The 24927-nt window shown below is 72.1% G+C and carries 24 protein-coding genes; 12 read left to right on the plus strand and 12 right to left on the minus strand.

Annotation, left to right across the window (positions count from 1 at the left end):
* The first annotated feature begins 88 nt into the window (after positions 1 to 88).
* Positions 89 to 292, plus strand: a complete 204-nt coding sequence (locus ACPXCS_RS23295) for an MbtH family protein (protein WP_365092185.1) — start codon at positions 89 to 91, stop codon at positions 290 to 292.
* 98 nt (positions 293 to 390) lie between these two features.
* The gene (locus ACPXCS_RS23300; protein WP_425948654.1) at positions 391 to 903 is read left to right on the plus strand and encodes a GNAT family N-acetyltransferase; all 513 of its coding nucleotides are present in this window, start codon (positions 391 to 393) and stop codon (positions 901 to 903) included.
* A 264-nt stretch (positions 904 to 1167) separates the two neighbouring features.
* Here ACPXCS_RS23300 and ACPXCS_RS23305 read toward each other — a convergent pair whose 3' ends face one another.
* The gene (locus ACPXCS_RS23305; protein WP_425948652.1) at positions 1168 to 2073 is read right to left on the minus strand and encodes a LysR substrate-binding domain-containing protein; all 906 of its coding nucleotides are present in this window, start codon (positions 2071 to 2073) and stop codon (positions 1168 to 1170) included.
* A gap of 79 nt (positions 2074 to 2152) precedes the next feature.
* Between ACPXCS_RS23305 and ACPXCS_RS23310 the strand changes: the two genes are divergently transcribed.
* Positions 2153 to 2890 carry an SCO6745 family protein gene (locus ACPXCS_RS23310; protein ID WP_425948651.1) on the plus strand — a complete coding sequence of 246 codons (738 nt, stop codon included), beginning with the start codon at positions 2153 to 2155 and terminating at the stop codon, positions 2888 to 2890.
* Between the two features lie 227 nt (positions 2891 to 3117).
* Here ACPXCS_RS23310 and ACPXCS_RS23315 read toward each other — a convergent pair whose 3' ends face one another.
* Positions 3118 to 3663 carry a GlcG/HbpS family heme-binding protein gene (locus tag ACPXCS_RS23315; RefSeq protein WP_425948649.1) on the minus strand — a complete coding sequence of 182 codons (546 nt, stop codon included), beginning with the start codon at positions 3661 to 3663 and terminating at the stop codon, positions 3118 to 3120.
* 248 nt (positions 3664 to 3911) lie between these two features.
* Here ACPXCS_RS23315 and ACPXCS_RS23320 point away from each other — a divergent pair, with 248 nt between their 5' ends.
* The 3 genes from ACPXCS_RS23320 (at position 3912) to ACPXCS_RS23330 (ending at position 6678) form a co-directional block, all read left to right on the plus strand.
* Positions 3912 to 5255, plus strand: coding sequence for a sensor histidine kinase (locus ACPXCS_RS23320; protein ID WP_425948648.1), 1344 nt, complete (start codon positions 3912 to 3914; stop codon positions 5253 to 5255).
* Positions 5252 to 5911, plus strand: a complete 660-nt coding sequence (locus ACPXCS_RS23325; protein WP_425948646.1) for a response regulator — start codon at positions 5252 to 5254, stop codon at positions 5909 to 5911. Before ACPXCS_RS23320 ends, ACPXCS_RS23325 begins: the two co-directional genes overlap by 4 nt.
* A 191-nt stretch (positions 5912 to 6102) precedes the next feature.
* Positions 6103 to 6678, plus strand: a complete 576-nt coding sequence (locus tag ACPXCS_RS23330) for a peptidase inhibitor family I36 protein (RefSeq protein ID WP_425948644.1) — start codon at positions 6103 to 6105, stop codon at positions 6676 to 6678.
* 33 nt (positions 6679 to 6711) lie between these two features.
* On the opposite strand, the gene ACPXCS_RS23335 is transcribed toward ACPXCS_RS23330, so the two are convergent.
* The 5 genes from ACPXCS_RS23335 to ACPXCS_RS23355 form a co-directional block, all read right to left on the minus strand.
* A complete protein-coding gene (locus ACPXCS_RS23335) occupies positions 6712 to 7284 on the minus strand; it encodes a hypothetical protein (protein WP_425948642.1) in 573 nt (190 codons plus the stop codon).
* 13 nt (positions 7285 to 7297) lie between these two features.
* The gene (locus ACPXCS_RS23340; RefSeq protein WP_425948641.1) at positions 7298 to 9448 is read right to left on the minus strand and encodes a DUF3289 family protein; all 2151 of its coding nucleotides are present in this window, start codon (positions 9446 to 9448) and stop codon (positions 7298 to 7300) included.
* A 680-nt stretch (positions 9449 to 10128) separates the two neighbouring features.
* Positions 10129 to 11241 carry an alkene reductase gene (locus ACPXCS_RS23345; protein ID WP_425948639.1) on the minus strand — a complete coding sequence of 371 codons (1113 nt, stop codon included), beginning with the start codon at positions 11239 to 11241 and terminating at the stop codon, positions 10129 to 10131.
* 65 nt (positions 11242 to 11306) lie between these two features.
* Positions 11307 to 11909 carry an NADPH-dependent F420 reductase gene (locus ACPXCS_RS23350; protein WP_425948637.1) on the minus strand — a complete coding sequence of 201 codons (603 nt, stop codon included), beginning with the start codon at positions 11907 to 11909 and terminating at the stop codon, positions 11307 to 11309.
* Entirely contained in the window at positions 11909 to 12937 is a 1029-nt protein-coding gene (locus ACPXCS_RS23355; RefSeq protein ID WP_425948635.1) for a zinc-binding dehydrogenase, read from the minus strand. The genes ACPXCS_RS23350 and ACPXCS_RS23355 overlap by 1 nt, the downstream gene beginning before the upstream one ends.
* Positions 12938 to 13040: 103 nt before the next feature.
* Between ACPXCS_RS23355 and ACPXCS_RS23360 the strand changes: the two genes are divergently transcribed.
* The 3 genes from ACPXCS_RS23360 to ACPXCS_RS23370 all read left to right on the plus strand — a co-directional run bounded on the left by ACPXCS_RS23360 (position 13041) and on the right by ACPXCS_RS23370 (position 15453).
* Positions 13041 to 13640 (plus strand): TetR/AcrR family transcriptional regulator, encoded by a 600-nt coding sequence (locus ACPXCS_RS23360; protein ID WP_425948634.1) that lies wholly within the window; start codon positions 13041 to 13043, stop codon positions 13638 to 13640.
* A gap of 721 nt (positions 13641 to 14361) precedes the next feature.
* A complete protein-coding gene (locus ACPXCS_RS23365; protein ID WP_425948632.1) occupies positions 14362 to 14970 on the plus strand; it encodes a peptidase inhibitor family I36 protein in 609 nt (202 codons plus the stop codon).
* Between the two features lie 159 nt (positions 14971 to 15129).
* Positions 15130 to 15453: a hypothetical protein gene (locus ACPXCS_RS23370; RefSeq protein WP_425948631.1), complete on the plus strand. Its 324-nt coding sequence runs from the start codon at positions 15130 to 15132 to the stop codon at positions 15451 to 15453.
* A 31-nt stretch (positions 15454 to 15484) separates the two neighbouring features.
* On the opposite strand, the gene ACPXCS_RS23375 is transcribed toward ACPXCS_RS23370, so the two are convergent.
* Together ACPXCS_RS23375 and ACPXCS_RS23380 are read right to left on the minus strand one after the other, a co-directional pair.
* Entirely contained in the window at positions 15485 to 17242 is a 1758-nt protein-coding gene (locus ACPXCS_RS23375) for a SpoIIE family protein phosphatase (RefSeq protein ID WP_425948629.1), read from the minus strand.
* A 134-nt stretch (positions 17243 to 17376) separates the two neighbouring features.
* Positions 17377 to 17811 carry a DUF5994 family protein gene (locus ACPXCS_RS23380; RefSeq protein ID WP_425948627.1) on the minus strand — a complete coding sequence of 145 codons (435 nt, stop codon included), beginning with the start codon at positions 17809 to 17811 and terminating at the stop codon, positions 17377 to 17379.
* A 417-nt stretch (positions 17812 to 18228) separates the two neighbouring features.
* Here ACPXCS_RS23380 and ACPXCS_RS23385 point away from each other — a divergent pair, with 417 nt between their 5' ends.
* The 3 genes from ACPXCS_RS23385 to ACPXCS_RS23395 all read left to right on the plus strand — a co-directional run bounded on the left by ACPXCS_RS23385 (position 18229) and on the right by ACPXCS_RS23395 (position 19722).
* Positions 18229 to 18888, plus strand: coding sequence for a DUF5994 family protein (locus ACPXCS_RS23385; RefSeq protein WP_425948625.1), 660 nt, complete (start codon positions 18229 to 18231; stop codon positions 18886 to 18888).
* A 5-nt stretch (positions 18889 to 18893) separates the two neighbouring features.
* Positions 18894 to 19151: a hypothetical protein gene (locus ACPXCS_RS23390; RefSeq protein ID WP_425948623.1), complete on the plus strand. Its 258-nt coding sequence runs from the start codon at positions 18894 to 18896 to the stop codon at positions 19149 to 19151.
* A gap of 199 nt (positions 19152 to 19350) precedes the next feature.
* Positions 19351 to 19722 (plus strand): STAS domain-containing protein, encoded by a 372-nt coding sequence (locus ACPXCS_RS23395; RefSeq protein WP_425948621.1) that lies wholly within the window; start codon positions 19351 to 19353, stop codon positions 19720 to 19722.
* Between the two features lie 218 nt (positions 19723 to 19940).
* Here ACPXCS_RS23395 and ACPXCS_RS23400 read toward each other — a convergent pair whose 3' ends face one another.
* From ACPXCS_RS23400 to ACPXCS_RS23410, 3 genes are all read right to left on the minus strand, one after another.
* A complete protein-coding gene (locus tag ACPXCS_RS23400) occupies positions 19941 to 20984 on the minus strand; it encodes a fatty acid desaturase family protein (RefSeq protein ID WP_425948619.1) in 1044 nt (347 codons plus the stop codon).
* A 77-nt stretch (positions 20985 to 21061) separates the two neighbouring features.
* A complete protein-coding gene (locus ACPXCS_RS23405; RefSeq protein WP_425948618.1) occupies positions 21062 to 23023 on the minus strand; it encodes an ABC transporter permease subunit in 1962 nt (653 codons plus the stop codon).
* Positions 23024 to 23035: 12 nt separating this feature from the next.
* A complete protein-coding gene (locus ACPXCS_RS23410) occupies positions 23036 to 24553 on the minus strand; it encodes an ABC transporter substrate-binding protein (protein WP_425948616.1) in 1518 nt (505 codons plus the stop codon).
* Between the last annotated feature and the right edge of the window lie 374 nt (positions 24554 to 24927).

Raw genomic sequence — 24927 nt, forward strand, 5'->3', positions numbered from 1 at the left:
GCCCCGTTTGCCGCGCCCCACCGCCGGCGCACGGCCGGCCGTTCCGCACCATCCACCCGTCACGAACCCGAGAGCGAGACAGACAGACATGGACGAGAACACCCGTTACCAGGTGCTGCGCAATGACGAGGAGCAGTACTCCCTGTGGCCGGCCGACCTCGAGGTCCCTGCAGGCTGGCAGCCCGTCGGCAAGGAGGGCACTGAGGCCGAGTGCTCCGCCTACGTCGACGAGGTGTGGACCGACATGCGCCCGCGCAGCCTGCGTGAGCGCATGGAGAACGCTGAAGCCTGACGCTCGCGCGCAGTCACGCGGGACCGGGTCGGGCGCGCCGCTCCGGCGGCGCCGCCCGGCCCGGTCCGCCCTCCGTCCACGCACCCCGAGGAGCCCTCATGACACCGGTCCTGCACACCGAGCGACTCACCTTCCGCCCCTACCGCCCCGAGGACGAGAGCGCCTTCGTGGCCCTGCTGCGCGACGAGGAGGTCTGCCGCTGGATGGGCCAGGACCGCGTGCCCGAGGCGGACATCCGCACGCTGTTCCGGGCCATCCTCGACGACGTCTACCCGCAGTCCCGGTTCGACGTGTGGGGCCTGTGGCAGGAGGACGTCTTCGTCGGCCACGCCGAGGTCAAGAAGACCGGAAACGTCGACGGACACGAACTGATCGCCGCCCTGGCACCTCCCTACTGGGGTCGCGGCCTCGGTACGGAAGTGGTCCGCGGCCTGCTCCGCCACGCCGCCGGCAACCTCGGGCTGAAGGAGGCGTACGGCATGGTCGGAGCCGACAACACCGCCAGTCTGGCCCTGTGCCGCCGTCTGGGCTTCCGGCACGTGCGGGACGTGACCGGTGACGACGGGAAGGTGACAAGGATGATGGTGATCGCGACGACGGAAGCGGACTGACGCCCGGTACGGCTGCTGAAGTCACCGTCCGGTCGGCCGAGGCGGAGGCCGGCGGGACGCCGTACCGCGTGGTGCCCGCACCGCCGCTTCAAAGTCCTGCACGTGTACCGGTCTTCGCCGCTGGCCGGAATCCGGTTCCCCGCGTCGCGAGGGTGCGTGTCGGAGCTTCGGCGACCTGGTGGGCCTTCCCGACCGATGACGCCCCGGGGACCGGTGGCCGGGGGTCCCGAGTTCGCCAGGTGTATCGCTGGCCGAGGCCGATTCTCAGGTCGCCGCGGCGTGCTGCCGTGCGGCTGTGCGCAGGGCCGTGACGACGGCCGTGGTCGTCGGGTTCTCGGTCTCCGTGTGACGGGTCGCGGCGAACAGGACGCGCAGGATCGGGTGGTCCTCGATGGGAGCGGTGCGGATTCCTGGTGTGTCCGCGTCGATGGCTGTCCGGGGGATGAGCGCAGTGGCGAGACCGGCTCGTGCAAGGGCGAGCTGGGCCGCGATGTCGGTGGTGACGTAGTGCGTCGTGGGTGTGAAGCCGGCCTGGTGGCATGCGCGCAGGATGGCCTGCCCGCAGTCCGTGGTCGCCGGCGGCACGGCGAGGCGGTGCGTGGCGAGTTCGCGCAGGGCGACGGGTCGTTCGGCGGCTTGACCGACTGCGGTGACGACGAGCAGCGGATCGTCCAGCAGCGGTGAGACCGCGATGCCCTGAGGCGGGGTGTCGGGCAGGTGGTGATAGCGCTGTCCCAGCACCACATCGACGGCGCCGAGGGTGAGTTCCCGCAGCTGCGCTTGGTCGCTGACGAGACAGGTCACGGTGAGTTGCGGGTGCTGTGAGCGCAGCTCGTTGAGTGCGGGTGCCGCGATCCGGGCGACGGTCGACGGCAACGCGGCGAGCGTGACCGTGGGCCCGACCGTGCCTTTGACCGCGGCGACGGCGCTTTCGGCCTCCTGTACGGCGTCGAGGATCCGGTCGGTGTGTTCGAGGAGCACCCGGCCCGCCTGCGTCAGCGCCACGGTTCGCCCGTCGGGGCGCAGCAGATCCACTCCCACGTCGCGCCGCAGCGCGGACAGATGCTGGGAGACGGCGCCGGGGGACAGTCCCAGGGCCTGGGCGGCCGCGGCGATGGAACCGCGGGCGGCGACGGTCCTGAGCATGTGCAGACGGCGAACATTCAACATGAGTCAATAGGATAGCTAAAGGGTTTCATCAGAAAACATCCCCTTGACCTAATGGGTTGAGGTGGGCGACGTTCAGCGCATGGAGATCTTCGACTGCATCGCCGCGGTTGCCCGGCCCATCCACGATTTCGGTGACGAGTTCATGTCCGATGAGACGACTGCCGCCGTGGGGCTGCGTGCGGGGTTCTCCCCTGGGCGGGGCTTCTACTGCCGAGGCCGCTTCGGAGTGCTCGGCGAGGTGCCAGTGCCGGTGGTCCAGGCGGTCCAGGGCTTCCTCGGCCCTGACCTGGTCACCGCGGGCTGGCTGGCAGGGCGGGCGGTGATGCCGGCGGAGGACGCCGCAGCGTGTTACGCGCGGGCGGTCCGGGAATGGGGACACGCCCATATCCCCGCTGACGTCGATGTGGAGCACTTCAACCACCTGGCGCAGCAACTGATCGACGCCGCCGACGCCGATGCCCTGCCCCTGTTCGCCGGCTGGCGCGCCCAGCCCTGCCCCGCCGACGACCCCGTCGGGGCGGCCATGCAGCGCATCCATGTACTGCGAGAACACCGTGGTGCCTGCCACCTGGCGGCGGTGCGCCTGTCCGGGCTGACCGCCCGGACGGCGATGGTCATCAACCTCGGCGTCGACCAGGCGACCCACTACGGCTGGCCGGAGCCACCTCCCGTCGCCGCGACCCTGATTCCCCGACGGCAGCGCGCTGAGCAACTCACCGACGAACTGCAGGCGCCGCTCTACAGCACACTGACCGACCGGCAACGTACCGAATTCGCCCAGCTCATCACCGCCTTGACCACTCCCGCCACCTCATGACCGGAGGTCGGGAACACCGAGGGCCGCGACAGCACGTCCGGAGTGACCCGCGACCAGCCGCTCGGCGGACCGCAGTGGCCTGACGACTCCTGCCTGCGAAGGTCGAGTCACTCCGTAAGAGCGCCTGTTGGGCGACGCCCGTTCGGCCGGTCCGGCTTCCCGCAGCGCGTCGAACTGCTCTTGCGAGCTGCTGTCACCGCTGCATGCCCGGCTCAGCCACGCACCGCCTAGCGGTCCAGGACCGCCGCGCCCGCCCGCGCGTACTTGTCGTCCAGCGTGCCGGACGGGGCGCCGGCCACGCCGATACCGGCGATCGGCGCGTTGCGGGCCGTGACCGGGACGCCACCGCCGAGGAAGAGGGTGCCGGGGATGTCCTTGAGGTTCGGCGTGTGCTCCAGACGTCCGGACAGCTCCGAGGTCGGCGCGTTCCAGGACACGGCGGTGAACGCCTTGCGCTCCGCCGATTCGTACGACTGCGGGCCCGCCCCGTCGCCGCGGAGCGTGACGACGGTGTTGCCGTTGCGGTCGACGACGGCGACCGTGACCCGCTGATGCTCCGCCTCGGCGGCGTCGAGTGCGGCCCGCGCGGCCCGGGTGGCGGCGTCGATCGTCAGATGCGTGGAGGTGGTCGTGGTGCCCGGCGCGACGGAGCCCGCCGGGACGGCGGCCGGCGCGGAGGCGTTCGCGGACACCGTGCCGAAGGCCGTGGCGCCGACGACGGCGAGGACGGCGGCGCCGGTGGTGATGCGGGCGCGCCTGGAGAGGTTCTTCATGCTGGTCTGCTCCTCGGGACGGGTGGGCGGCCACCGTGATCCGGGCCGCCCGTCGTGTTCCCCACCCTCGCCCCGTCACCTGCCTCGCCCGGTCGGTGTTCCGGCTGTTCCCGGTGTGCGCAACGGACGACGGCGGTGTCATCCGATCGGTTGACCCCCAGGTCGTCCCGAGCCGCGACAATGGGAGTGTTTGCGCAGTTCAGCGTGAGCGAGGCAGGAGAGAACGGCTGGAAGGGAGGCATGGGCGGATGCCGAAACCGCACGACCCGCACGACCGGTGGCTGGGCGCCGTGCTGCACGTGGCGTTCTTCCTGCTGCTCGCTGGTGCCCTGGCCCGCTTCCTGACACGCCACCCGGGTGAGCCCCGCACGCCTTGGATCATCGCCCTGTCGTCCGCCCTGGCCGTCCTGCACCTGCTGGGGCCCGCACTGGCCGACGGGACGGCAGGACCGGACCAGCAGCGAGCGGACCGGCGGGCGCCGGACGGCAGCCGGGCCACCCGCCTGTCGTCCCTCCGGCTCCGCCGGCCGCACCACGCACCCGCCCGCAACCGACCGCGGACCCCCCTGCGCCCGTCCACCCCCCGGCCGTCGTCCGATCTCCGGCCCTTTTGGCTCGGACCGGCTTGGCTCGCGCTGGTCGTCGTCGTGTGGATGGTGCTCGTGGTCCTCGCACCGAGCTTCTCCTGGTGCGCGGTACCGCTCTTCTACACCGGCCTGCGCACCCTGCCGACCCGCGCTGCGCTCGTCCTGGTCACCGTCCTGACGACGTTCGTCGTCGCCGCGCAGCTCAGACTCGCCGGGCACGTCGACCCGAACCAGCTGCTCGCGCCCCCGGCCGTCGCCGCCATCGCCACGGCCGTGTTCCTGCAGACCCGCAGGCAGGCAGCCCGGCAACGCGCCCTGATCGACGACCTGCTCCGCACCCGCCGCGAACTGTCCGCGTCCGAACGCCGTGCCGGCACCCTCGCCGAACGCCAGCGGCTGTCCATGGAGATCCACGACACCCTCGCGCAGGGCCTGTCCAGCCAGCGCATGCTCCTTCAGGCAGCCGAACGGGTATGGGAGTCCGAACCGGACAAGGCACGCGACCACGTTCGTTCCGCCGCCTCCGTCGCCGAGCACAACCTCACCGAGGCCCGGCGCTTCGTCCACGACCTGGCCCCCGCCGACCTGACCCGCGGCAGTCTCGACGACGCGCTGCACGCCCTGGCCGCGCGCGAGTCCGGCGACCACCTCAGCGTGCGCGTCCACCTGGACACCGGCGCACGCACCCCGCTGCTGCCGGACCGCGTCCAGTCGGCCCTGCTGCGCGTCGCCCAGGGAGCCCTGGCCAACGTCCGGGAACACGCCGGCGCGACCACCGCCGTGCTCACCCTCACCGTCCTCGAGGACCAGGTCGTCCTGGACGTCACCGACGACGGCCACGGCTTCGACCCGGCGGCAGCGGCCGGACCGGCCGGGACGCGCGGCCACGGTCTGCCCGCCATGCGGGCCCGGCTCGGGCAGCTCGGCGGCACCCTGACCGTCGAGTCGACGCAGCGCGAGGGCACGGTCCTGTCCGCCGTCGTCCCCCTGGAGACCACCTCGTGAACCACCCCGCCGCCCCGGTCCCGAGCCATGCCCCCGTGCGCATCCTGGTCTGCGACGACCACGCGGTCGTCAGAGCCGGACTGCTCGCCCTGCTCGACAGTGCCCCGGGCATCGAGGTGGTCGGCGAAGCGGCAACCGGCGAAGAAGCACTCGCCCTGTCCGCGAGGCTGGCCCCGGACGTGGTGCTGATGGACCTCCAGCTGGGGGAGGGCATCGACGGCGTGGAGACCACCCGCCGCCTCACGACCGCCCCCGGTACGTCCCCGCACGTCCTCGTGCTGACCACGTACGACACGGACGCCGACATCACCCGCGCCATCGAGGCGGGCGCGACCGGCTACCTGCTCAAGGCCGAACGCCCGGAGGAACTGTTCGCGGCGATCCACGCCGCTGCCCAGGGCCGCCCGGCGCTCTCCGCGCCTGTCGCCAGCCGGGTCATGGCCGGCCTGCGCAGCCCACGCCCCTCCCTCACCGGCCGCGAACGCGACATCCTGGCCCAGCTCGCCCGCGGCCTCGGCAACCGCGAGATCGCCCGGGCCCTGTTCATCAGCGAGGCCACGGTCAAGACCCACCTGCGCCGGATCTACGACAAGCTGGGGGTGGACAACCGCGCTGGCGCCGTCGCCGTCGCGAAGGAACAGCGCCTGCTGCCGTGAACACGCGCCGGCACGGACGACTCCGCTGTGTCTGCCTTCTCCCGGGGCGGCCAGCCGGTCGACTTCACGGCACCACCAGGCGGTGCCCGGCGGTGTCTTCCTGACACCTGTCCTGACACCTGTCAGGAAGACACCGCCGGACAGCCCGAGTACGTTCCGCCACACACCACCAACCCCAGGGAAGGAATGGCGTGTCCATACTCAAGCGGTACGCATCCCTCGCAGTGGCCGCCGTGGCTCTGCTGTCCGTGAGCCTTGCCGGACCGGCATCGGCGGAGACCGCGCAGTCCGGTACGGTCTTCGCGGAACAGGCCCGCGCCGCCGGTCTCAGCCGGGGCGACGCCGACGCTCTTCAGGCGAAGGTGGACCGTTACCTTGCCCGCCACGACGGTCGCCAGGTCGCGGCGAACGAGATCGCCCTGGCGGACGGCGCCAAGCTCACGGTCACCGTTCCCGGTGAGAAGTCCGTGCGCGACCTGAGCACGACGACCGGAACCCGTGCGGCGGCCCAGTGGGATTGCGACTACGGCTACTTCTGCATGTTCCGTCAGCAACTCGGCCTGGGCGACCGGCTCGCGTTCTACCACTGCCAGGACTACGCGTTGCAGGGCTGGACCGGTGACGGCTCGTACTACAACCACCAGACCCCCGGCACCCGTGCCCTGTTCAAGGCCCAGAACCGCAACGTCATCTTCACCACGCCCGGTGCCACCTACAGTGAGCCCAGCTACAACTGGACCCCCGTCTGGTTCGTCAGGCCCTGCTAGACAGGCCGACTGCTGAGCAGTTCAGTGAACCTCCTACGGGAACTGCTTCTCCTCGCGGTCGATGTCGTCGATCGGGCCGAGGATCGTCCAGCCGGGTCCGAGGGGGCGGGTGGAGCGGAAGCCGTGGGCGTCCGCGTACTCCTCGGCCTCCGCCGCGGTGTCTTCGGGGGCGCGCATGATCGTGTAGCGCGGGGGGTCCTCGTGGTAGAAGCGGTAGAACGTGCGGCCCTGGTCCTTGGACTGGTAGAGGACCACGCTGACGCCCCAGAGGGCGTCGTACACCTTCTGGTCGCGCGGGGGCGTCGTGGCGCATATGTCGGAGGGGCGGCCGGGCTCGCGGACGCAGGTCCGGTACCCGCTCCAGTCGATGCGTTCGGCGCGGGGGTGCTGCGCGATCAGCTCCCGCATCCGGGCGTCGGCCCGGGCGAAGGCGTCCTCGCGGCGGTCGTACTCCTGCTGCAGCCGGTTGAAGCGCTGCTCGTCCAAGCCTGTGCCGAAGTAGGCCGCCAGGCCCATGAGGACGGCGACCCGCCAGGCCAGGTACCCGGCCGTCACGACGAGCAGCGTGGCGACCAGGATCCGGCCCGGCGAGCGCCTGTGCGGCATCAGGTCGGCGAAGTCAGAACGTGCCGCTGATGGCGATCTCGATGTCCGCCTGCGCGATCGGCGGGGGGTACTTCCCGTCGAACCGGTCATAGTGCTGGAGCGTAAACCAGTCGATGAAGCCGTACTCCGTGATCTCGTCGTCCGGGTCGAGACCGAAGTGGTCGTAGGAGTGGAAGACGAGCTTGCCGGAGAAGGAGTTGCCCTCCACCTTGTAGTCCTTCAGCGCGATCGTGTGGCCGTGGAACTGGTGGATCGCGATGGAGAGGGCGCGCTGGTTGGCGTCCCAGAGCGAGAAGTCGTACACCGGGTACTTCACGTCCTGGCGGAGGAACTCCTGGAAGAGGAAGTTCTTGGAGAGGTCCTCCTGGACCGTCAGTTGATCGGTGCGGCCCTGGTTGTCGATGAGGGACTGCTTGATGATCTGGCCGGCCTTGTCGGTGTAGGTCTTCTCCTGTGGTGAGGCACCCACGGCACGGGAGAGGGCCGTGCCGGAGCCGCGGTAGAGGTAGCGGCCGGGGTCGAAGTTGTCGTCGACGGTGACCGTGCCCGCGCTCTGGCTGTCGCGGCCGTAGCGGAAGGCGTTGCGGAGGTCGTCGACGGACTGGGCGTAGTCGGCGTCGGCGCCGAGCTTGCCGAAGTTCATGATGTCGTTGAACTCGGCCCACATCCAGGACTCGGGCGTGATGCGGGCGACCCAGAAGTCCCAGCTGAGGTCGGTGAGTTCGTCGTAGTCGTAGTCGTTGAAGGTGAGGTCGTCGGCGACGCGCGGGTCGGCCGGGACGGGCGGGTGCTGGGGGTCGGGTGCCTTGCGGCGCCCCTCGCGGAAGGCGGACTGGTGGATCAGCATGTCGGTCGGGGGCGGGTCGGCCGAGTCGCCGGGGTCGTCGGAGAGGGTCCGCTTGCCAGGGGCCTCGGGGCCTGCCTTGTCGAAGGCGCGGCTGTCGAGGACGACGTACTTGGCGGAGCCGGCCGTGGCGGTGGCCGTGATCGTGCTGCCGCTGCGCTGCTGGCCCGGCTGCTTGACGAGGTGGCGGGACTCCTCGTCGTAGCGGTAGAGGGCCGGTGCGGTGCCCTCCGTGCGGTCGGGGTCGAGGCGGAAGGTGAGGTGTGGGGCGCTGTCCGCGGGGGCGGAGACCTGGAAGCCGGTGCCGAGGTGGCCCGGAGTGGACTCCGGGAACTCCCGCTGTCCGGCCGGGAGCCCGGTGACCTGGAAGCCGCCGACCTGCTCGGCGCGCAGGCCTTCGAGCGTGGCCTCGGCGGCGGTGGCGCCGCCGTCCGCGCGGCGGGTCACGTCGAAGACGGAGTTCTTGGCGCGGGGGGAGGCGTCGAGCTTCGTCTCCTCGCCGTCCTGGACGCCGTCGCCGTCGGTGTCGGCCCGGGTGGGCTCCGTGCGCAGCTTCAGCTCGCGGGCGTCCGTGAGACCGTCCTGGTCGGTGTCGGCGCGGGTGGGCGTGGTGCGGAGCTTCAGCTCGCGGGCGGCCGTGAGGCCGTCCTGGTCGGGATCCTCGGCGCCGTCCTCGGTGCCGTCGCCGTCGGTGTCGGCCTTGAGCGGGGTGCTGAAGCGGTAGCCGAGCTCGGCGAAGTCGGAGAGGCCGTCGCCGTCGGTGTCCTCGGACTTGGGGTCGAGCTCCGCGCGCACCTCCAGGTCGTCGGGGAGGCCGTCGCCGTCGGTGTCCTCCGTCGGCGAGATGCCGTGCTCGGCGAAGGACGCCCAGGTCGGGGTGTCGGCCTCGGCGCCGGGCTCGGCGCGGTACCAGACGGTCTCGGTCCGGCCCGGCTGGAGGGTGTTCGTGGGGCCCACGCCCTGGAGCGTCGCGCGCGCGTCCTGAGGGGCGGCGAGCCTGGCGGCGGAGGTGTTCGTGATGCGGTCGGAGAGCTCGAAGGTCAACGACCACTTCGAGACGGGGTGTTCGGAGACGTTCTCGAGCTGGAGCCGGGCGACGTACGCGCCCTCCGTCGCTCTGCCGCGAAGAGCGGCCGGGACCTGGCTCCACTCCGCGTCGCCGGGAGCGACCTGGCGGTAGGAGACGTCGACCGTGTTGTCGCGGTAGAGCGTCGCGCCGTCGGTGGCCGCGCCGTCACCGGGGATCCCCGCGGCGGCGGGCACGGCCGTGCCGAGGAGGAGTAAGGCCGCGCCGAGGGGCACGGCCGCGCTTCTGTTCATGGGGCCTCCCATGTCTGAAGCCATGTCAGAAGACATGCCTGTTGTCTCGAAACTGCCCTGGTGCCACGGCAGTTCGGGACCGAAGGGGGGAAGCTAGCATGCGTGGGGGATGGTTCCCAAGGTGCAGTAGAGGCGAAATTGAGACGTTTGGGACGATCACCCGACCGTGCCGCCGGAGAGGCCGGGACCAGGGAGGTGACCAGGGAAGTACATGTCCCGCATACGTCTCGGCCGACAGGTTCACACCTTCCCGCACGGGCGTGTCATGTCAGGTATGCCGCACATGTGACGTGTGTTCTTGTGGCGGTGTCGGACGGCCGCCCCGTGCTGGAGCGGCCGCGCGCGCACTTCGCCCACCAGGCGGCCCGGACCCGGGCCACCGGCGTGGAGTGCACGACCTCCACGGTCTGCCGATGCTCTCGAACCTGACCTCCGCCTCGTGCAGCAGGGGCAGCGCGGCGGCGGTGGAACCCCGGAAGAGGTGGGCTCCGGCGAGCCCACGGCACGCCCGGGCGACACCCTCCATGTTCCCGGCCCGCCGCCAGCGCGCGGCGCATGCCGGCCGACCACTCCGGCCACAGACCGGACCGCATCTCTTGACCGGCTCCGCCCCGCCCAGACCCGCCCCGTCCAACGTTCCGTCAACCAGGTCGCTGACGCCGGCGCTCCCGGGAAAGGATCTAGGACCCGGTCGCGGTGGGGTAGTCCGTGTATCCCTCCGCGCCACCGGCGTAGTACGTGTCGCGGTCACCGGTGGCAACAGGATGACCGTGGGCGAACCGATCGACGAGGTCAGGATTGGCGATGAAGGGAGCACCGAAGGAGACCGCGTCGGCCAGCTCGCGTTCGAGCAGCTCGTTGCCGGTCGCCTGCGTGAAGCCGAGGTTGGCGATGACGGCACCGCGGTAGTGGGTGCGGAAACGGGTGAACGCGCTGAAGGTGTCGTCGGTGTCCGTGCCGGGTTCCGGCCCCAGGAGGTGGAGGTAGGCCAGATCGGTGTCGTTGAGGCGCTTGAGGAGGAGGTCGTAGTCGGCGAGCATCTCGGCGTCCGCGGTGAAGGCCGGCCCGCTGCGCCAGTAGGGGGACAGTTTGACGCCGATGCGGTCGCTGCCCCACACGCTGCTGACGGCGTCCACGACGTCGAACAGGAACCGGGCCCGCTTCTCACTGCTGCCGCCGTAGGCGTCGGTGCGCTGGTTCAGGCGGGGGTTGAGGAACTGGGCCACGAGGTGGGAGGCCTGCGCGTGGATCTCCAGTCCGTCGAAGCCGGCGCGCAGAGCGTTGGCGGCGGCCTGCCGGTAGGTGCCGATCGTGGTGGCGATCTCCGTCGCGGTCAACGCGCGGGGCGTGACGGTGTCCTTCGGGCCGTCGGGAGTGAAGGACTTCTCCTGGGGGTTGATCGCCGAAGGGCCGGCGGGGAGGCGGCCACCGAGGTGGTCGGGGTGGGAGACGGCGCCGACGTGGCCGATCTGCGAGATGATCCTGCCTCCCGCGGCGTGCACGGATTCGGTGACCTCGGCCCAGCCGGCGGTCTGGGCGTCCGTGTAGATGCCGGGGACGTTGATGAAGCCGATCGCGTCGGGGCTGACCCAGGTTCCCTCGCTGATGATCAGGCCGGCACCGGCGCGCTGCGTGTAGTAGGCGGCATGCAGGGCGGTGGGGGCCAGTTCCGCGTTGGTGGCCCGGGCGCGGGTCATGGGAGCCATGACGACGCGGTTGGGCAGTTCGAGCGCGCCCAGTCGCACGGGCCGCAGGAGGGGCTGGGTGCCGGATGCCGAAGTCGGGTGGGACATGAGGATCTCTTTCGTGAAGGGGGTGCTCCGCGCGGGTGCGGGGAGTACGGAGGGCTGAGGTGGGCTCAGTCCTGCTTGAGGACGTGGAGGCCAGACAGGGGGCCACCGAGCTGAATGAGGCGGCCTCCCTCGCGCAGCGTTCCGAGATCGACGGGTGCGAAGCCGAACTGGGTCGCCAGGCCCATCACGGTGTTCTTGGCGTCCGTGTCGTCGCCGGCGAGGAACAGCACCTGACGCCCGGCCTCGTGGCGGGGATCGGGTGCGATGAACTGCGCGAAGAGGGCGTTGAAGGCCTTGACCACGCGCGCGCCGGGAAGCAGGGAGGCCACGTGTTCGCTGCCGGTGAGATCGCCCAGATCGGCGATCCTCGCGTTCGGGGGAGGGGAGTCGAACTGATTGGTGGCGTCGATGACGACGGTCCCGTGCAGGGCGGGGAGTTGGGCGGCGACGTCGGGTATCTGCGGCCAGCCGACCGCGAGTACGACGAGGTCCGCGGTGGCGGCCTCGGCGGGCGTCGCGGCTGCCGCGCGTGCGCCGAGGTCCCTGACCAGCGGCGCCAGGGAGGCGGGCCCTCGGCTGTTGCTGAGGACGACCTCGTGGCCGTGGCGGATCGCGTGCCGGGCGATGGCCTGGGCGATGGTTCCGGCTCCGAGCGTTCCGATCTTCATCAGGCGGCCCCGCGCTCGGCGTCGGCCGCCCGGGGTGTGGTGAGCAGGACGGTTCCGCTCTTGGCCGGGCGGCGGGCGTGTTCGATGGCCGTCTTGAAGTCGGCGAGGTCGTAGCGGGCCGCGACTTCGAGCAGGTGCGGGGTGTCGCGAGCCAGGTCCACGGCGAAGGCGACGTCCTGGGCCCGCTCGCTCGGGGTGCGGCGCATCCAGTGCAGCACGCTCAGGCCCTGCACGGTCAGCGCGCGCTGGACGAGTGGCAGCGTCTCCAACGGGGTGGTACCGGAGCCCAGTTGCCCGTAGGAGATCAGCGTGCCGCCGTCGGCGAGCAGCTCGGCGAGGTCGCGGGTCATGGCACCACCGACGCAGTCGAGGACGACTCGAACGCCCCGGTCGCCGGCCTCGTGGCGGACCTGCTCCGGCCAGTCGTCGTCGGAGGTCGCGATGACGGGCAGGGTGGGGTACAGCGTGCGCATCCTCTGGGCACCGGATGCACTGCGTACGAGGTTGATCAGGGGCAGGTCGTGCCGGACGGCGGCCGCGCTGACCAGCCGGCCGACGGAGGAACCGGCGGCCGTCTGCACGACGGGACCCTTCCCTCCGCGCAGGGCACCGTCCAGCGCGCGGTACAGCATGAGCAGCGTCAGCGGATTGACCAGCATCAGAGCCGCGGTCTCGTCGCTGACCTCGTCCGGCACCGGCACGGCCCGGTCCGCTGCGACCGCGACGAAGTCGGCCCACGTTCCCGGTGCCGGGAAGACGGCCACGCGTTGACCGGGACGCAGTGTGTGGACGCCCTTCCCGGCGCTCTCGACGACGCCCATCCCCTCCACTCCCGGGATCCGGGCCGCCGGTTGCTGTTCCGCGGGTCCCACCGGTGCCTCGACGCCGGCCAGGTCGCCCGGATGGACGGGCCGGACCAGCATGCGGACCAGGACCTCCCCGGCGCCGGGGCGCGGCCGGCCGGGCTCCTCGCGCAGCCTCAGTACCTGGGCGGGTTCCCCTGGCCGGGTGTGCACCACAGTGCGCATGGCTCCTCCACTCACCTTTTGATGATGGACAACATTAAAACAATGATGAGGGGTAACCTTGAAACGGTCAATCGCAGTCGAGACCGGAGGAGGGCAGCGGGCCATGCCGCGGATCACCAAGGAAGACAAGGCCAGGAACCGGCAGAACATCGTCGAGGCGGCCGGGCGCATGTTCCGCGCGCAGGGCATCGACGCCGTCGGGATCGCAGACCTGATGAAGGAAGCGGGCCTGACCCACGGCGGCTTCTACAACCACTTCGCCTCCAAGGACGACCTGGCCGCCGAGGTGTGCAACGCCTCCTTCGCGGCGTCCTTGCACGTGCTGGAGCAGGCCGTCGAGGAGGGAGACGATGCCGCCGGCTCGCCGCTGAGACGCGTGGTGGACGACTATCTCTCGATCGCCCACCGCGACGCTCTGGACGGCGGCTGCCCCTCCGCCTCCCTGGTCACCGACGCCGGACGGCACAATGACACGATCCAGCGCTCGTACGCAGTCGGCGTGGAGGGGTACCTCGCGGGCTTCGCTGCGGAACTCGCCCGCGAACAGAAAGGGGAGATCACCTCACAGCAGGCGCGGGACCAGGCGGTGCTGCTGCTCAGCAGGATGGTCGGGGCCATGGTGCTGGCCCGAGCGGTCCGCCACGTCCAACCGGACCTGTCCGACGAGATCCTGAGGACCTGCCGCGCTCACGCTCTCGACTGATCGGCCGGGGCGGCGCGGCCGGGGCGGCATGCAGGGCGATTGGGCCCCGGTTTGATGGCGCCGGCGCCGCGGCGTTGCAGCAGGTGTGTGAAAGCGCGCTTTACGACTGCGCGTTGGGTGCCCAGTTCCGGATCCGTGTTCTTTCCGCGGCACATGAAGAATCAATGGGCCGCCGCCGGAAGGGCCATTGATTACTGGTCATCGGGCAACGCCGAGGCCGGGCGGGAGTAGCCATGCGCGCGAGACTCCCGGGCGCCTGCCGGGAATGCGAGAACGGACGCACTGCACAGGGAATTCCCAGGTCGAAGCCCTTCGCTGTTCGCTCCTCACCCGTTCCGGCGCCCCGGGGGCGAGCCGCGAGGAACGGAGTGACAGACTCCCTCCGTGAAGGCGCAGTTCACAGCCCGCGCGGACGGGAGGGCCGTCATCACATCGTCCGACGTCGCGAGGGCTTCCCCTCGCCCACCAGGTCGTTCCGGGCATCAGTTCCACGCTGATCCGCCTCAGGCGCGTCTCGCGTTCCGCATGCGACTTCGCCTTCAAGGGGAGTTGCGGGATCAACGGGATTCCAGAGACCGGTGTTGTGATTACATGCCCCTCTGATGTTCTCAACCGGACGGGCCTGTTTCCGCCTTGTTGGGTCTGTGCGTCGCACTCGTATTCTGGCGTCGTCCTGGCCGCGCAGGCGTCTGCGGGGCCACCGAGAACCGGGGGAGAATCGATGCGCATACGCACGCTCGCGGTCGCCGCTGCGACCGCCGCCGCATTACTGGGCACGGTGGTGCCCGCCGCCGCGTCATCCGATCCGAACAGCGGCAGCAAGTCGTCCCAAGCCCGGGCCGCCGACCGGGCGTTCGCGGAGCAGGCCAAGACCGCACACCTGACGAAGAACCAGACCACCGCGCTGCAGGCGAAGGTGGACCGCTACGTGAACAAGACGGGTGGAAAGCAGGTCGCCCTTAACAAGATCGACCTCGACGGCAAGGGCGAGCTCCTGGTCACCGTTCCTGGTGAGCAGCGCCCCAGAGACTTCGCCTCCGGCGACGGAACCCGGATCGCGGCCGACCCCTGCCTCGAAGGCGCCGTCTACAGCGGTTGGTTCTGCGCCTACAGCGGCGAGGTCTACCAGGGTGACGCCCTGCGCTGGTACGCCTGTGGCAAGCGGCCCATGCCGTGGGGCGGGTACGGGTCGTGGATCAACGACCAGACCCCCGGAACCCGGGCGACCTTCTACAACAGCAGCGGGGGCGTCCACTACGTCACCCCCGCGCCGTACAGCTACTCGCAGAGCTACTACTGGACGCCGGTCTGGCACATCAGGAACTGCTGACGGGTCCGTCCCGCAACTCCGGGGCTCCAGCCACGTGGCTGGAGCCCCTCCTGCGCATGGCCCGGCCGCGAAGCCTGCGCCGCGGGAGCCGTGGCCGTCCGGCTCCGGACCTGAAGATCCGCGCCCCAGCTCTCACAGACCCCACTCGGCCGGCCTCTGGTGCCCACACGGCACCTGGCCTCCGTCCATGTCGAAAACCGCACCGCCGCCTCCGGATGCCTCTTCGTCGTCTCCGTGATCCTCGTCCCGCCCCGGGTGCGCAGGGAGAACCAGGGCCGTCCCTGCAACCTCGCCCGGCGCCTCCAGCAGCGGCTGCTCACCGACCACGGTGCCGCGCTCGGCGTCATGCTGGTGAGCCGCTCCGACAGCAGGACCACCGAGGCGCTGCGGTGCTGGAGGTGGCGGTGCCTCGAAGGCGACACGCCCCGGCCGCCCGCGGCCCCGAGGAGCGGTCCGCTCGGCGTTCCGCTCCTCGGGGCCTGAGCGCCCGTCGCCCTTCTTCGCCCGTCGCCCGTCACGGCATCGGCAGGCGCAGGGCGAGCAGTGCCACGTCGTCGGTGCTGCCCGGCGGCATCCGGGCGAGCAGGTGGTCGCACAGTGTGTCCAGCGGGGCGTCGGCGAGGGCCAGGGCGTGGCGGCGCAGGCGGGCCAGGCCGGTGTCCAGGTCGCTGCCGGGGATCTCGATCAGGCCGTCGGTGTAGAGGAGCAGGGTGGAGCCCGGCGGCAGGGGCTGTGCGGCGTTCGGCCGGCTGCCGCCACCGGTGCCCGGAGGGGTGCCGAGGAGGAGTCCCTGCCCGGCTTCGAGGTAGCGCGCCTGGCCGTCCCGGGTCAGCAGCAGGGGCGGCGGATGCCCCGCGCTGGTCCACCGCAGCGTCCACGGCCCCGTGTGCGGGCTGCCTTCCAGCAGCGCGAGGACGAGGGTGGCCATGGGGACGGTGGTGATGGCGGGCATGGCGTCGTCGAGGCGGTCGACGACGGCGCCGGGCGGGCCGCTGTGGTCCCAGGCCAGGGAGCGCAGGATGCCGTGCAGTTGGGCCATTCCGGCCGCCGCGGTCAGGTCGTGGCCCACGACGTCGCCGATGACCAGCGCGAGCGTGCCGTCCTTCCGCGCGAAGGCGTCATACCAGTCGCCGCCCACCTGGGAGCCCGCCGGGGCGGGCTGGTAGCGGGCGGCCAGCCGCAGCCGGCCGGGCTGGGGCAGCGGCGCCAGCAGATTGCGCTGCATGGCCTCAGCGACGGCGCGCTGGCGGCCGAAGCGGCGGGCGTTGTCGATGACCAGGCCGACCCGCCGGCCGATGTCGCTCACCACTTCCAGGTCCTCGGCGTCGAACGGGTGGGCCGGGTCGGTGCGCACCAGCGTCAGGGCGCCGGTGATCTGCTGCCTGGCGCCCAGCGGCACCGTGAGGGCGGACGTCGCGTGCACCGTGCGCAGGAAGTCGCGGTGGCGGGCGGCCAGCGGGGAGCCCGGTGCCACCGCCGTCCCCGCCTCGTCCCGCTCGTTCTGCAGCACGGGATCGCCTCCGTGCAGCACCCGGACGAGAGGGGAGCGGTCGGCCTCCCCGGTCTCGGGAAGGCGTTCGCGCCCGCCCTCCAGCCCGGCGTCCCGGCCCACGGGCCCGGTCACGGCCACCCGGTGGACCTCCCCCGAACCGGTCCGCAGGTCCACCGCCGCCCAGTCGGCGAGTCGGGGCACCAGCAGGCGGCCCAGCCGGGCCAGGGCCTCGTCGGTCTCCAGGGTCTGGCCCAGTACATCGGTGATCTCCGCGACCAGCGTCAGCCGCTCGTTGAGGTCCTCCAGGGCACTCGTGTAGGCCGCCCGTTCCCGGCGTGCGCTCCGGTCGCCGGTGACGTCGTGGAACAGCACCGCCATGCCCTGGAAGGAGCCGCCGTCCGTCAGCGGGGAGGCGGACCAGGAGATCGTGATCAGACGGCCGTCACCGCGCCGGTACCTGTCGCCCTCCCCGCGCGAGACGGTTCCCTCGACCAGCGCCCGGAGCAGCGGGCACTGCTCCCGCAGGAGCGTGCCGCCGTCCGCCTCCCGGTGCAGCAGCTCGTGCGCGTCCTGCCCGCGAACCGCGGCGGCGTCCCGGCCCAGCAGCCGTTCGGCGGCCGGGTTGACGTCGAGGATCCGTCCCGCGGGGTCCACCACCATCAGGGCCGTGCTCAGCTGCTCGACGACCTGCCGCCAGAACTCCGGCCCGGCAGCGGGCCGTGACCGCCCCTGCCCTTCCGCACCGGGCACCGCATCCTCCACCACGCCGCCCTCCGTCATGGCGGCCTTCCTCGAAGACCGCGGGTGCGCCGGCGTTCGGTGAGCCGGCACTTCGACACCCCGATGGTCCCCTGAGAGACACCCGCCCGCACGGCCGACACGAGGACCGCGTGCGGGGTGTCGCAAGGAGCAGGTCACGAACGCGCTGTCGTCGACCGGGCGGTGTCCGCGCTCACGGTGGCCATCATCCGGGCGGCCGCGAAGGCTTCGGTCTCCGGAGGGATCACGAGGAGGTGCCAGCGGCCGGCGGAGTAGGAGAGCAGCGTGATGCCGTGCGAAGCCGGCCCGGAAGCAAAGCAACCCACCTGCACCACATAGCCGTTGACGACGACCCGGGCCGGGATGGTCTGCCAGTGGCGGGGGTCGACGGTGACCCGGACGATCCGCCCCCACAGCGGGTCCAGCACGTCCGCCAGGGCGGAGAGTTCGCGGGGCAGGTCACGTGAGCGGGGCCACCAGACGCCGTCCGGTCCGCCGTGCCCCGCGGAGGCGTCCTCCGGCCGCAGCACCAGGCGCGCGGTCGGTGCCCGGAAGGGGCTGGCCCGGAGCGGGGGAGGGGAGTCGGTCACGGACATGGTGCGAACCCGTCTCCGGGCTGCCGTCGGGGGCAGCGGCCCGGTGTCGTCGCTCACCGGGAGCGACACCGGCATCGGAGCCGGTGCGCGAGAGCTCCCGATGAGGTCACGCTACTCCCCGGGGGAGGCGAGCGGACCGCGCGCAGTGCCGTCGGCCGCACGACTCCCTCCACACCGTCGCCTCCGAGGCGAGGGGTGAGGGGTGAGGGGCGAAGGGCCCGTCCCGGGGCGCACGGGGCCGCTGCCGCGCCGGCCACCAGATCCGTGGGGCTCGTCCGGCCCGCACGGCCCTTCCGAGGAGTAGGCTCGAAGCACCGAGGATATTTCGCGCACCGGCTTCCAGGCTCGTGTCGTTTTCGGCGATCGAATACGCCGGGCCGGTTTCGGCCGGTCCGGGGGCAGGTCCGCGTCATGACTGCGACCATTTCCCTTCCGCCGACAGCCGAAGCCGACGACCGCTCGTTCCCCTCGTCCTCTCTCCGCCTGTCGCTGGTTCCCGCCGGTCCCGCACCGGCACTGCTGGACGGCGCGTGGTGGCCCCACTCCCGTGATCTCGGAGCCGAACTTCCCGCCCTGGCCGCCGTGTTGGATTCGTCGTGGGGGCGGATCACCCGCGTCACGGTGAATCCCACCCACTGGCCGGTGGTGCCGCGCAAGGTGCCCGTCGCCGGGCACACGGTGAAGGTGGGCTGGTTCCTCGCCGAACAGGACCCGCACGAGCTGCTGTTGCTCTCGTACCGCGCGGGCCGCTGGAACCTCCTGGTGATCCCGCCGGAGACAACTCCGGCCGCAGCGGCCTGGCTGATGGCCGCCGCGAGCGACCCCCTGGGCACGTCGACCGCGAGCCGGCTGATGGCGGATGCCGCGCGGACGGTGTCCGAGACGGACCGGGGTGCGGGGCGGACGGTGTCGGAGACGGACCGGGGTGCGGGGCGGACGGTGTCCGAGACGGACCGGGCCGTGGAAGCGGTCTGGGACTCCGAAGGCGGTCACGAGGTCCGCGATCCGGCCGCACGTCCCGCGGTCACACACGTCACCGCTCCCTCGGCGCGTCCTTCCACGGGGAGGTGAGGACCGTGACGACCTTCGTGACCGTGATGGCGATCCTGGCGATGATCGCCTTCGGGACGCTCCTGATCCGCCTGCTCAACGCGCAACACAGCGACCGCGCCTCCGCCTTCCACTACGGCCGCTCCGGGATGCCTGTTCCGGGCCCGGCCCCGTCGGCTCCGCGGAAGGCCCACGGCCGGTCCGCGGCGATCGCCCCCGCAGGCGACCGTGACCGTCACGACGACGGATCCGGCCGACCCGGCCGACGCCACAGCCCCAGCTGACGGCACGGCCCCAGCCGACATCCCCGGACGCCCGACCGGCCGTTCACCGCCCCCGCACGACGCGGACCGGCGGCGGGCGGCCGGCGGACCTGCGGCATGCCCTGAGGCCCGGCCCCGGACCGGACGCGCACCGGTCTCACCCGGTCCCGCCACATGCCGCACTCCCCGACGTCTGCTCCGCACGTCGAACCGAGGAGCCATGCCCCTTCCGCGACTGCACGTCCACCGGTACGACCAGGCCACCCGCACGCGGGTCGTCCTCGCCGGCGAGATCGACCGGGCCACCGCCCCGCTCGTGCTCACCGCACTCACCGCGTGCCTGCGCGACGGCGGCCGCACCGCCGACGTCGACCTCACGGCCGTCACCTTCTGCGACGTCAGCGGACTCAACGTCTTCCTGACGGCGTCATGGCTGGCCACCGAGAGCGGAGCGACCCTGCGGCTGCACCGTCCGCCGCCGATCCTGACCCGCCTCATCGAGATCACCGGTTCCGGCTGCGTGCTCCACCAGATCCACGGGGTGCGGCCCCGGCCACCTGGGGTTCCCACCAGCGCGGTGGGTGCGCCGTGACGGCGGTGCGTCGCCCCGGCCCGCCCGGGCAGCCGGCCCGGGGCGACGCCCAGGTCTGCACGCCCGCACGTCCGTGGAAGCCGCCGGCGCCGGTGGCAGGCGTCCGGCGCCTCAGCGGTACCCCCTCGTCCGGCCGGCGGAAGGACGGCGGCCGAAAGCCGCCGCCCCGGCCCCTGCCTGCCCGTCGCTCCGGCCGGTTGCCCGCCGTCTCCTGCCGTCTACGTGGGGATCCGCGCGCTCCGCAGCGGTGCTCCCGCCCGATGGAGACTGGTGAGGGCCAGCCGGTAGGAGGTGATCAGCCCCGTCTCCTGGTAGTCCACCCCCAGCTCCTCGCAGTGACGCCGGACGATGGCCCGGGCCTTGCGCAGGTTGGGGCTGGGCATGCTCGGGAACAGGTGGTGCTCGATCTGGTGGTTCAGCCCACCCAGGGCGATGTCGGTGATCCGGCCGCCGTTGACGTTGCGTGAGGTGAGCACCTGGCGCCGCAGGAAGTCCGGGCGGTCCTCGCCCTTCAGGATCGGCATGCCCTTGTGGTTGGGCGCGAAGAGGGAGCCCAGATAGACGCCGAACAGGCACTGGTGGACGGCGAGGAAGGCGAACGCCATACCGGGCGGCAGCAGCCAGAACAGGACGCTCAGATAGACGACGAAGTGCCCGAACAGCAGCGCCCCGTCAAGCTTTCGGTGCTTGAGCGATCGGTTGGCCAGCGCCTTCACACTCGACACGTGGAGGTTGAAGCCCTCCAGGGTGAGGAGCGGAAAGAACAGGAACGCCTGCCAGCGGCCGATCAGGCGGGGGAGCCCTTTCGCGGCCCGCGCCTGGTCCTGGGACCAGACCAGCAGGTCGGGGTCGAGGTCGGGGTCGAGTTCCTCGTGGTTGGGGTTGGCGTGGTGGCGGGTGTGCTTGTCCTGCCACCAGCCGTAGCTCATGCCGATACCGGCAGCGGCCATCCGCCCGGACGTCTCGCTGGCCCGGCGCCGGCGGAACACCTGGCGGTGGGCCGCGTCGTGTGCGAGCAGGGCGCCCTGGCCGAACACGACGGCCAGGAAAGCGGCGATCGCGAGGGTCCACCAGCTGTCGCCGATGAGTGCGACGGCCGCCCAGCCGCTGACGTAGAGCATGGTCACGACCGTGATCCGCAGGGTGTAGTAGCCGGGACGGCGCTCCATCAGCCCGGCCTCGGCGATCTTTCTGGACAGTCGGGCGAAGTCACTGCCGGACGCCTGTGCGGGCGGGGGGCGGACCGCGGTGTTGCTGGTCATGATGGTGAGGCTCTCTCCGGGAGGGAATATGGCGCCGCCCCGGGGCCGCTGAGATAGGACCGCAGACGGAGTCGCGCTCACTGCTTCGCCGGCCGACGGCCGCGCAGGCCCTCCTCTTGATGGGGGTACCCTGCGGGCCGGGTCTCACACCGCGGGGAGCCCTGCCGGGCCGGACAGGCCTTCGAGAGCATCGTCCCGGGACCAGCGCTGAGCGAGGGAGACGAAGCTCGGCCTCGGTGTGCGCGGCATCCGCTACCTCGCCCGTGGCGCGGGTGCCCGCCGGGCGGCCACTGGCCCTTCCCCCGTCCCAGCGCGCTGCCCGTCACCGCGAGCACGGACAGCACCACCAGTGCGGCGGCCGGACCGAAGACGGTCCAGGGGGCCAGTTCGGCGTAGGGCTGGTTCTCCGACAGCAGGCGGCCCCACTCGGGGGTGGGCGGCTGTTCGCCCAGGCCGAGGAACCCGAGGGACGCCAGGACCAGGACGGTGGTGGGCAGCCGCAGCAGGGCGTTGCGCAGCAGGGGCGGTACCACCGCGGGCAGCAGGTGGCGGCGCATCAGGTGCAGCCGCCCCGCACCGAGGGCGGCGGACGCCGCGATGTGACCGCTGGCCCGTTCCTGTTCGAGCAGTGCCGCGGTCTGGGCGGCGTACGGGCTCCAGCCGACCACGCACACCGCGCAGGCCGCACCCCACACCGACGGTCCGGTCACCCCCGCGATGAGCAGTCCCGTGAGCACGGCGGGCAGGGTCGACACCACTTCGGTCGGGCCTGCGCTCGCCCGCGGCGCCATGCCCAGCAGGAGTCCGGTGAGCGCGCTGACGGCCGTCATGGCGAGGGCGACGGCGGCCGTGCGCAGCGCCCCGTGCCCGAGCCGGGCCAGCAGGTCCCTGCCCAGGGCGTCCGTACCCAGCGGGTGCGCGGGGGACGGGGCCAGCAGCCGCGCCGCCGTGTCCACCTGGAGGGGGTCGCGCAGCAGCCCGGCCGTGACGAGCGCGAGCAGGACCAGGGCGCAGGCGGCGGTGGTCCAGCGCAGGGAGCGCGGCACGCTCAGCGGAGGCCGGTGCAGGGCCGGCAGCGCGCCGTCGCGCAGGGGCCGGCCCAGCAGTGCGTGGCGCAGGGCCCGGATCAGGGCGCCCGCGGTCACACCGAGCAGGACCAGGGCGAGGGTGGCGGTCTGCAGGACGGGGAGGTCCTGGGCGACGGCGGCCTCCAGGGCGAGCCGGCCGAGCCCGGGGACGTTGAAGATCTTCTCCACCGCGACCGCGCCGCCGACCAGGGCCACCACGGTCGGCAGCAGCTGCGGCAGCATGCCGGGCAGGGTGCGGCGCAGCGCGTCGCGGGCGATGCGGCCGGGCGGCAGTCCGACGGCGTGGGCGGTGCGCGCCCAGGGCTCGTGGAACGCCGCGGGCAGCGCCTGGTCGAGGAGCCCGCCGAGCATCGCCCCCGAGGGGATGCCCAGGGCGAGTGAAGGCAGCACCATCGACTGCGGTCCCTCCCACCCGCTGGACGGGAACCATCCCCACCACACGCCGCACACCGTCGCCAGCACCGAGGCGAGCAGGAACTTCGGCAGCGCGGCCAGCACGGCGGCCGTGCCGCCCGCCCGGTCCCGCCGCAGCCGGCGCCGGGAGCCGAGGAACACCGGGCGGGCGCACACCCCTCCCGCCACCACCACCGTGACCGCCAGCGCGCCGAGCATCAGCGTCAGGGAGACCGACAGCGCGGTCGCCACCTGCGGCATGACCGGCTCGCCCGACACCCAGGAGACACCCGCGTCCCCGCCCGGCAGGCCGCCGAGCCAGTGTGCGAGGTGCGCGAACGGTCCCTGGTCCAGCCCCAACTGCCGCCGTACGGCGTCCAGTTCAGCCGGGGTGGGGTTCTGGTCGGCGGAGCGGGCGCGCAGCACGGTGCGGGCCGGGTCCGCACCGGACAGCCACGGCAGCGCGGCGACCGCGCCGAGCAGCGCGGCTGCGGCGAGGACCCGGCCGGCCGCCGTGGGCCAGCGCGGGGGACGGGCGGGGGCGTGGGCGACGCTCACGGGGATCCGGGCCTACTTCAGGCGGGTGTCGAGGTCGATCAGGGAACGTTCGCGCGGGTCGAGGATCACGCCCTCGACGTCGGACGCGATCCCCTGCACGGCCTGCTCATGGACGAGCGGCACCACCGCGTCGGTGCGCAGGATCTCCGCCTCCGCTTCCATGACCTTCGCGTGGCGGCGCCCGGTGTCGCGTTCCCCGGCGGCGGCGCGGATGGCCCGGTCCACGGCCGGGTCCTTCAGCCCGGCGATGTTGTAGACGCCCGCACCGGTGAAGTCGCTGGCGAGGTAGTCGACCGCGTCACCGGTGTCCAGGAGCGTCACCCGGGAGAAGACGAGGGCGTCGTACTTCCCGGCGAGGAGGTCGGACTCCATCTGCGTGTACTCGCGCACGTCCTGCTTCACCGTGAACCCGGCCTTCTCCAGCTGCTGCTGGAGCACGGTCGCGGCCTCGGGGAGCTCGGCACGGTTGGTGTAGGTGGCCAGGCGCAGCGTCCTGCCCTCGGTCTCGGACCGCACCCGGGCGGTGGGCGTGGCCTCGGTGCGGCCGGTCACCTTCACGCGCAGGCCGGCGGCCCAGGGGACGGCGGGTCCGAACAGGCCCTGCGCGGGATCGGCATAGCCGCCGAAGACGGAATCGACCAGCGCGGAGCCGTCGACGGCCTCGCGAACGGCGGCGCGCAGCCCGGCGTCGGCGAACAACCCGCTGCGGGTGTTGAGGATCAGGCTGTCGGTGCGCACCGACGGCACCTCGTGCCGGGTCGCCCCGTCGAGCAGCTTCGCCTGTGCCGTGGGGATCCACTCGGCGATGTCGGTCTCGCCGCCGCGCAGCGCGTTGGCGCGGGCCGTACCGTCCGCGATCCAGCTGACGTCGATGCCTCGGGTCGCGGCCTTGCCGCCCCAGTAACCGTCGAAGCGGTCCAGCGTCGCCTCGGTCTTGCCGCTGAGCCGGGTGATCTCGAACGGGCCGGTGCCGGTGCCGACCGGGCTCACGGCTCCGTCCTCGCCGTACGCCTTCGCCGACAGGATCGCCAGCGCGGGGCTGGCCAGCCGCAGCGGCAGTACCGGGTCGGGCGACTTGGTGGTGAGGGTGACGGTGTCGGCGTCCTCGGCTGTGGCGGTCAGGGTCACGTCGCTCAGGACGCGGGGCTTGGGCCGGGCCGCATGCGCGTGGTCGAGCGCGTCGACGACCGATCGCGCGGTGAGCTTCGTGCCGTCCTGGAACGCGGCCTTGCGCAGCTCGAAGGTCCAGGTGGTGGCGTCGTCCTGCTTCCAGGACTTCGCCAGCGCGGGCTTCGCCGTGCCGTTGCGGTCGAGGGCGGTCAGACCCTCGGCGACGGACAGCTTGCTCAGCACGGTGGCGTCGTTGCTGTACGGGGAGAGCGCCTGGACCGGCGGTACGGCCAGCGCGACGCGCAACCGCCCACCCGGTCCCGTCCCGGCGCCGTCGTCGCTGTCGCCCGGTGCGAAGCAGCCGGCCAGCAGCGGCGTGAGGGCGAGCGCCGTGACGAGCCGGCGGGAGGTGGTGCGCATGTCGGATCCTGTCGTGCGTGAAGCGGGGCGTGCCGAGGCGGCCCGGTCCCGGGCTTGATCGGCGGCGTCAGCATATAAGGCAAGCCTTACCAACCCTGAGTCGGCTGGATGAAATCTCAACTACTGGACGGCGCCGACTGGCGCGACCGGACGTACCGGTCGGTGAACGCGGCAGTGTCGATGGGCCGTTCGGGCTGCGCGCTCGCGGGCGACAGCCTGGCTGCCTGAGTTCATCAAAGGGTTACGTCCCGGCCCGGAAGTAGTCGGCCGCTGCCCCCGGGCTCAGCGGCCCGGGGGCCGCGGCCGGTCCATGGACCGGCCTTGGCGCCTTGGTGCGCGGACCGAGTACCTCGACATCAGCCTCGACCCCGAGC

Origin of the sequence: Streptomyces sp. DT190 (assembly GCF_049846985.1) — a bacterium.
In the GTDB taxonomy this organism is placed as follows: domain Bacteria; phylum Actinomycetota; class Actinomycetes; order Streptomycetales; family Streptomycetaceae; genus Streptomyces.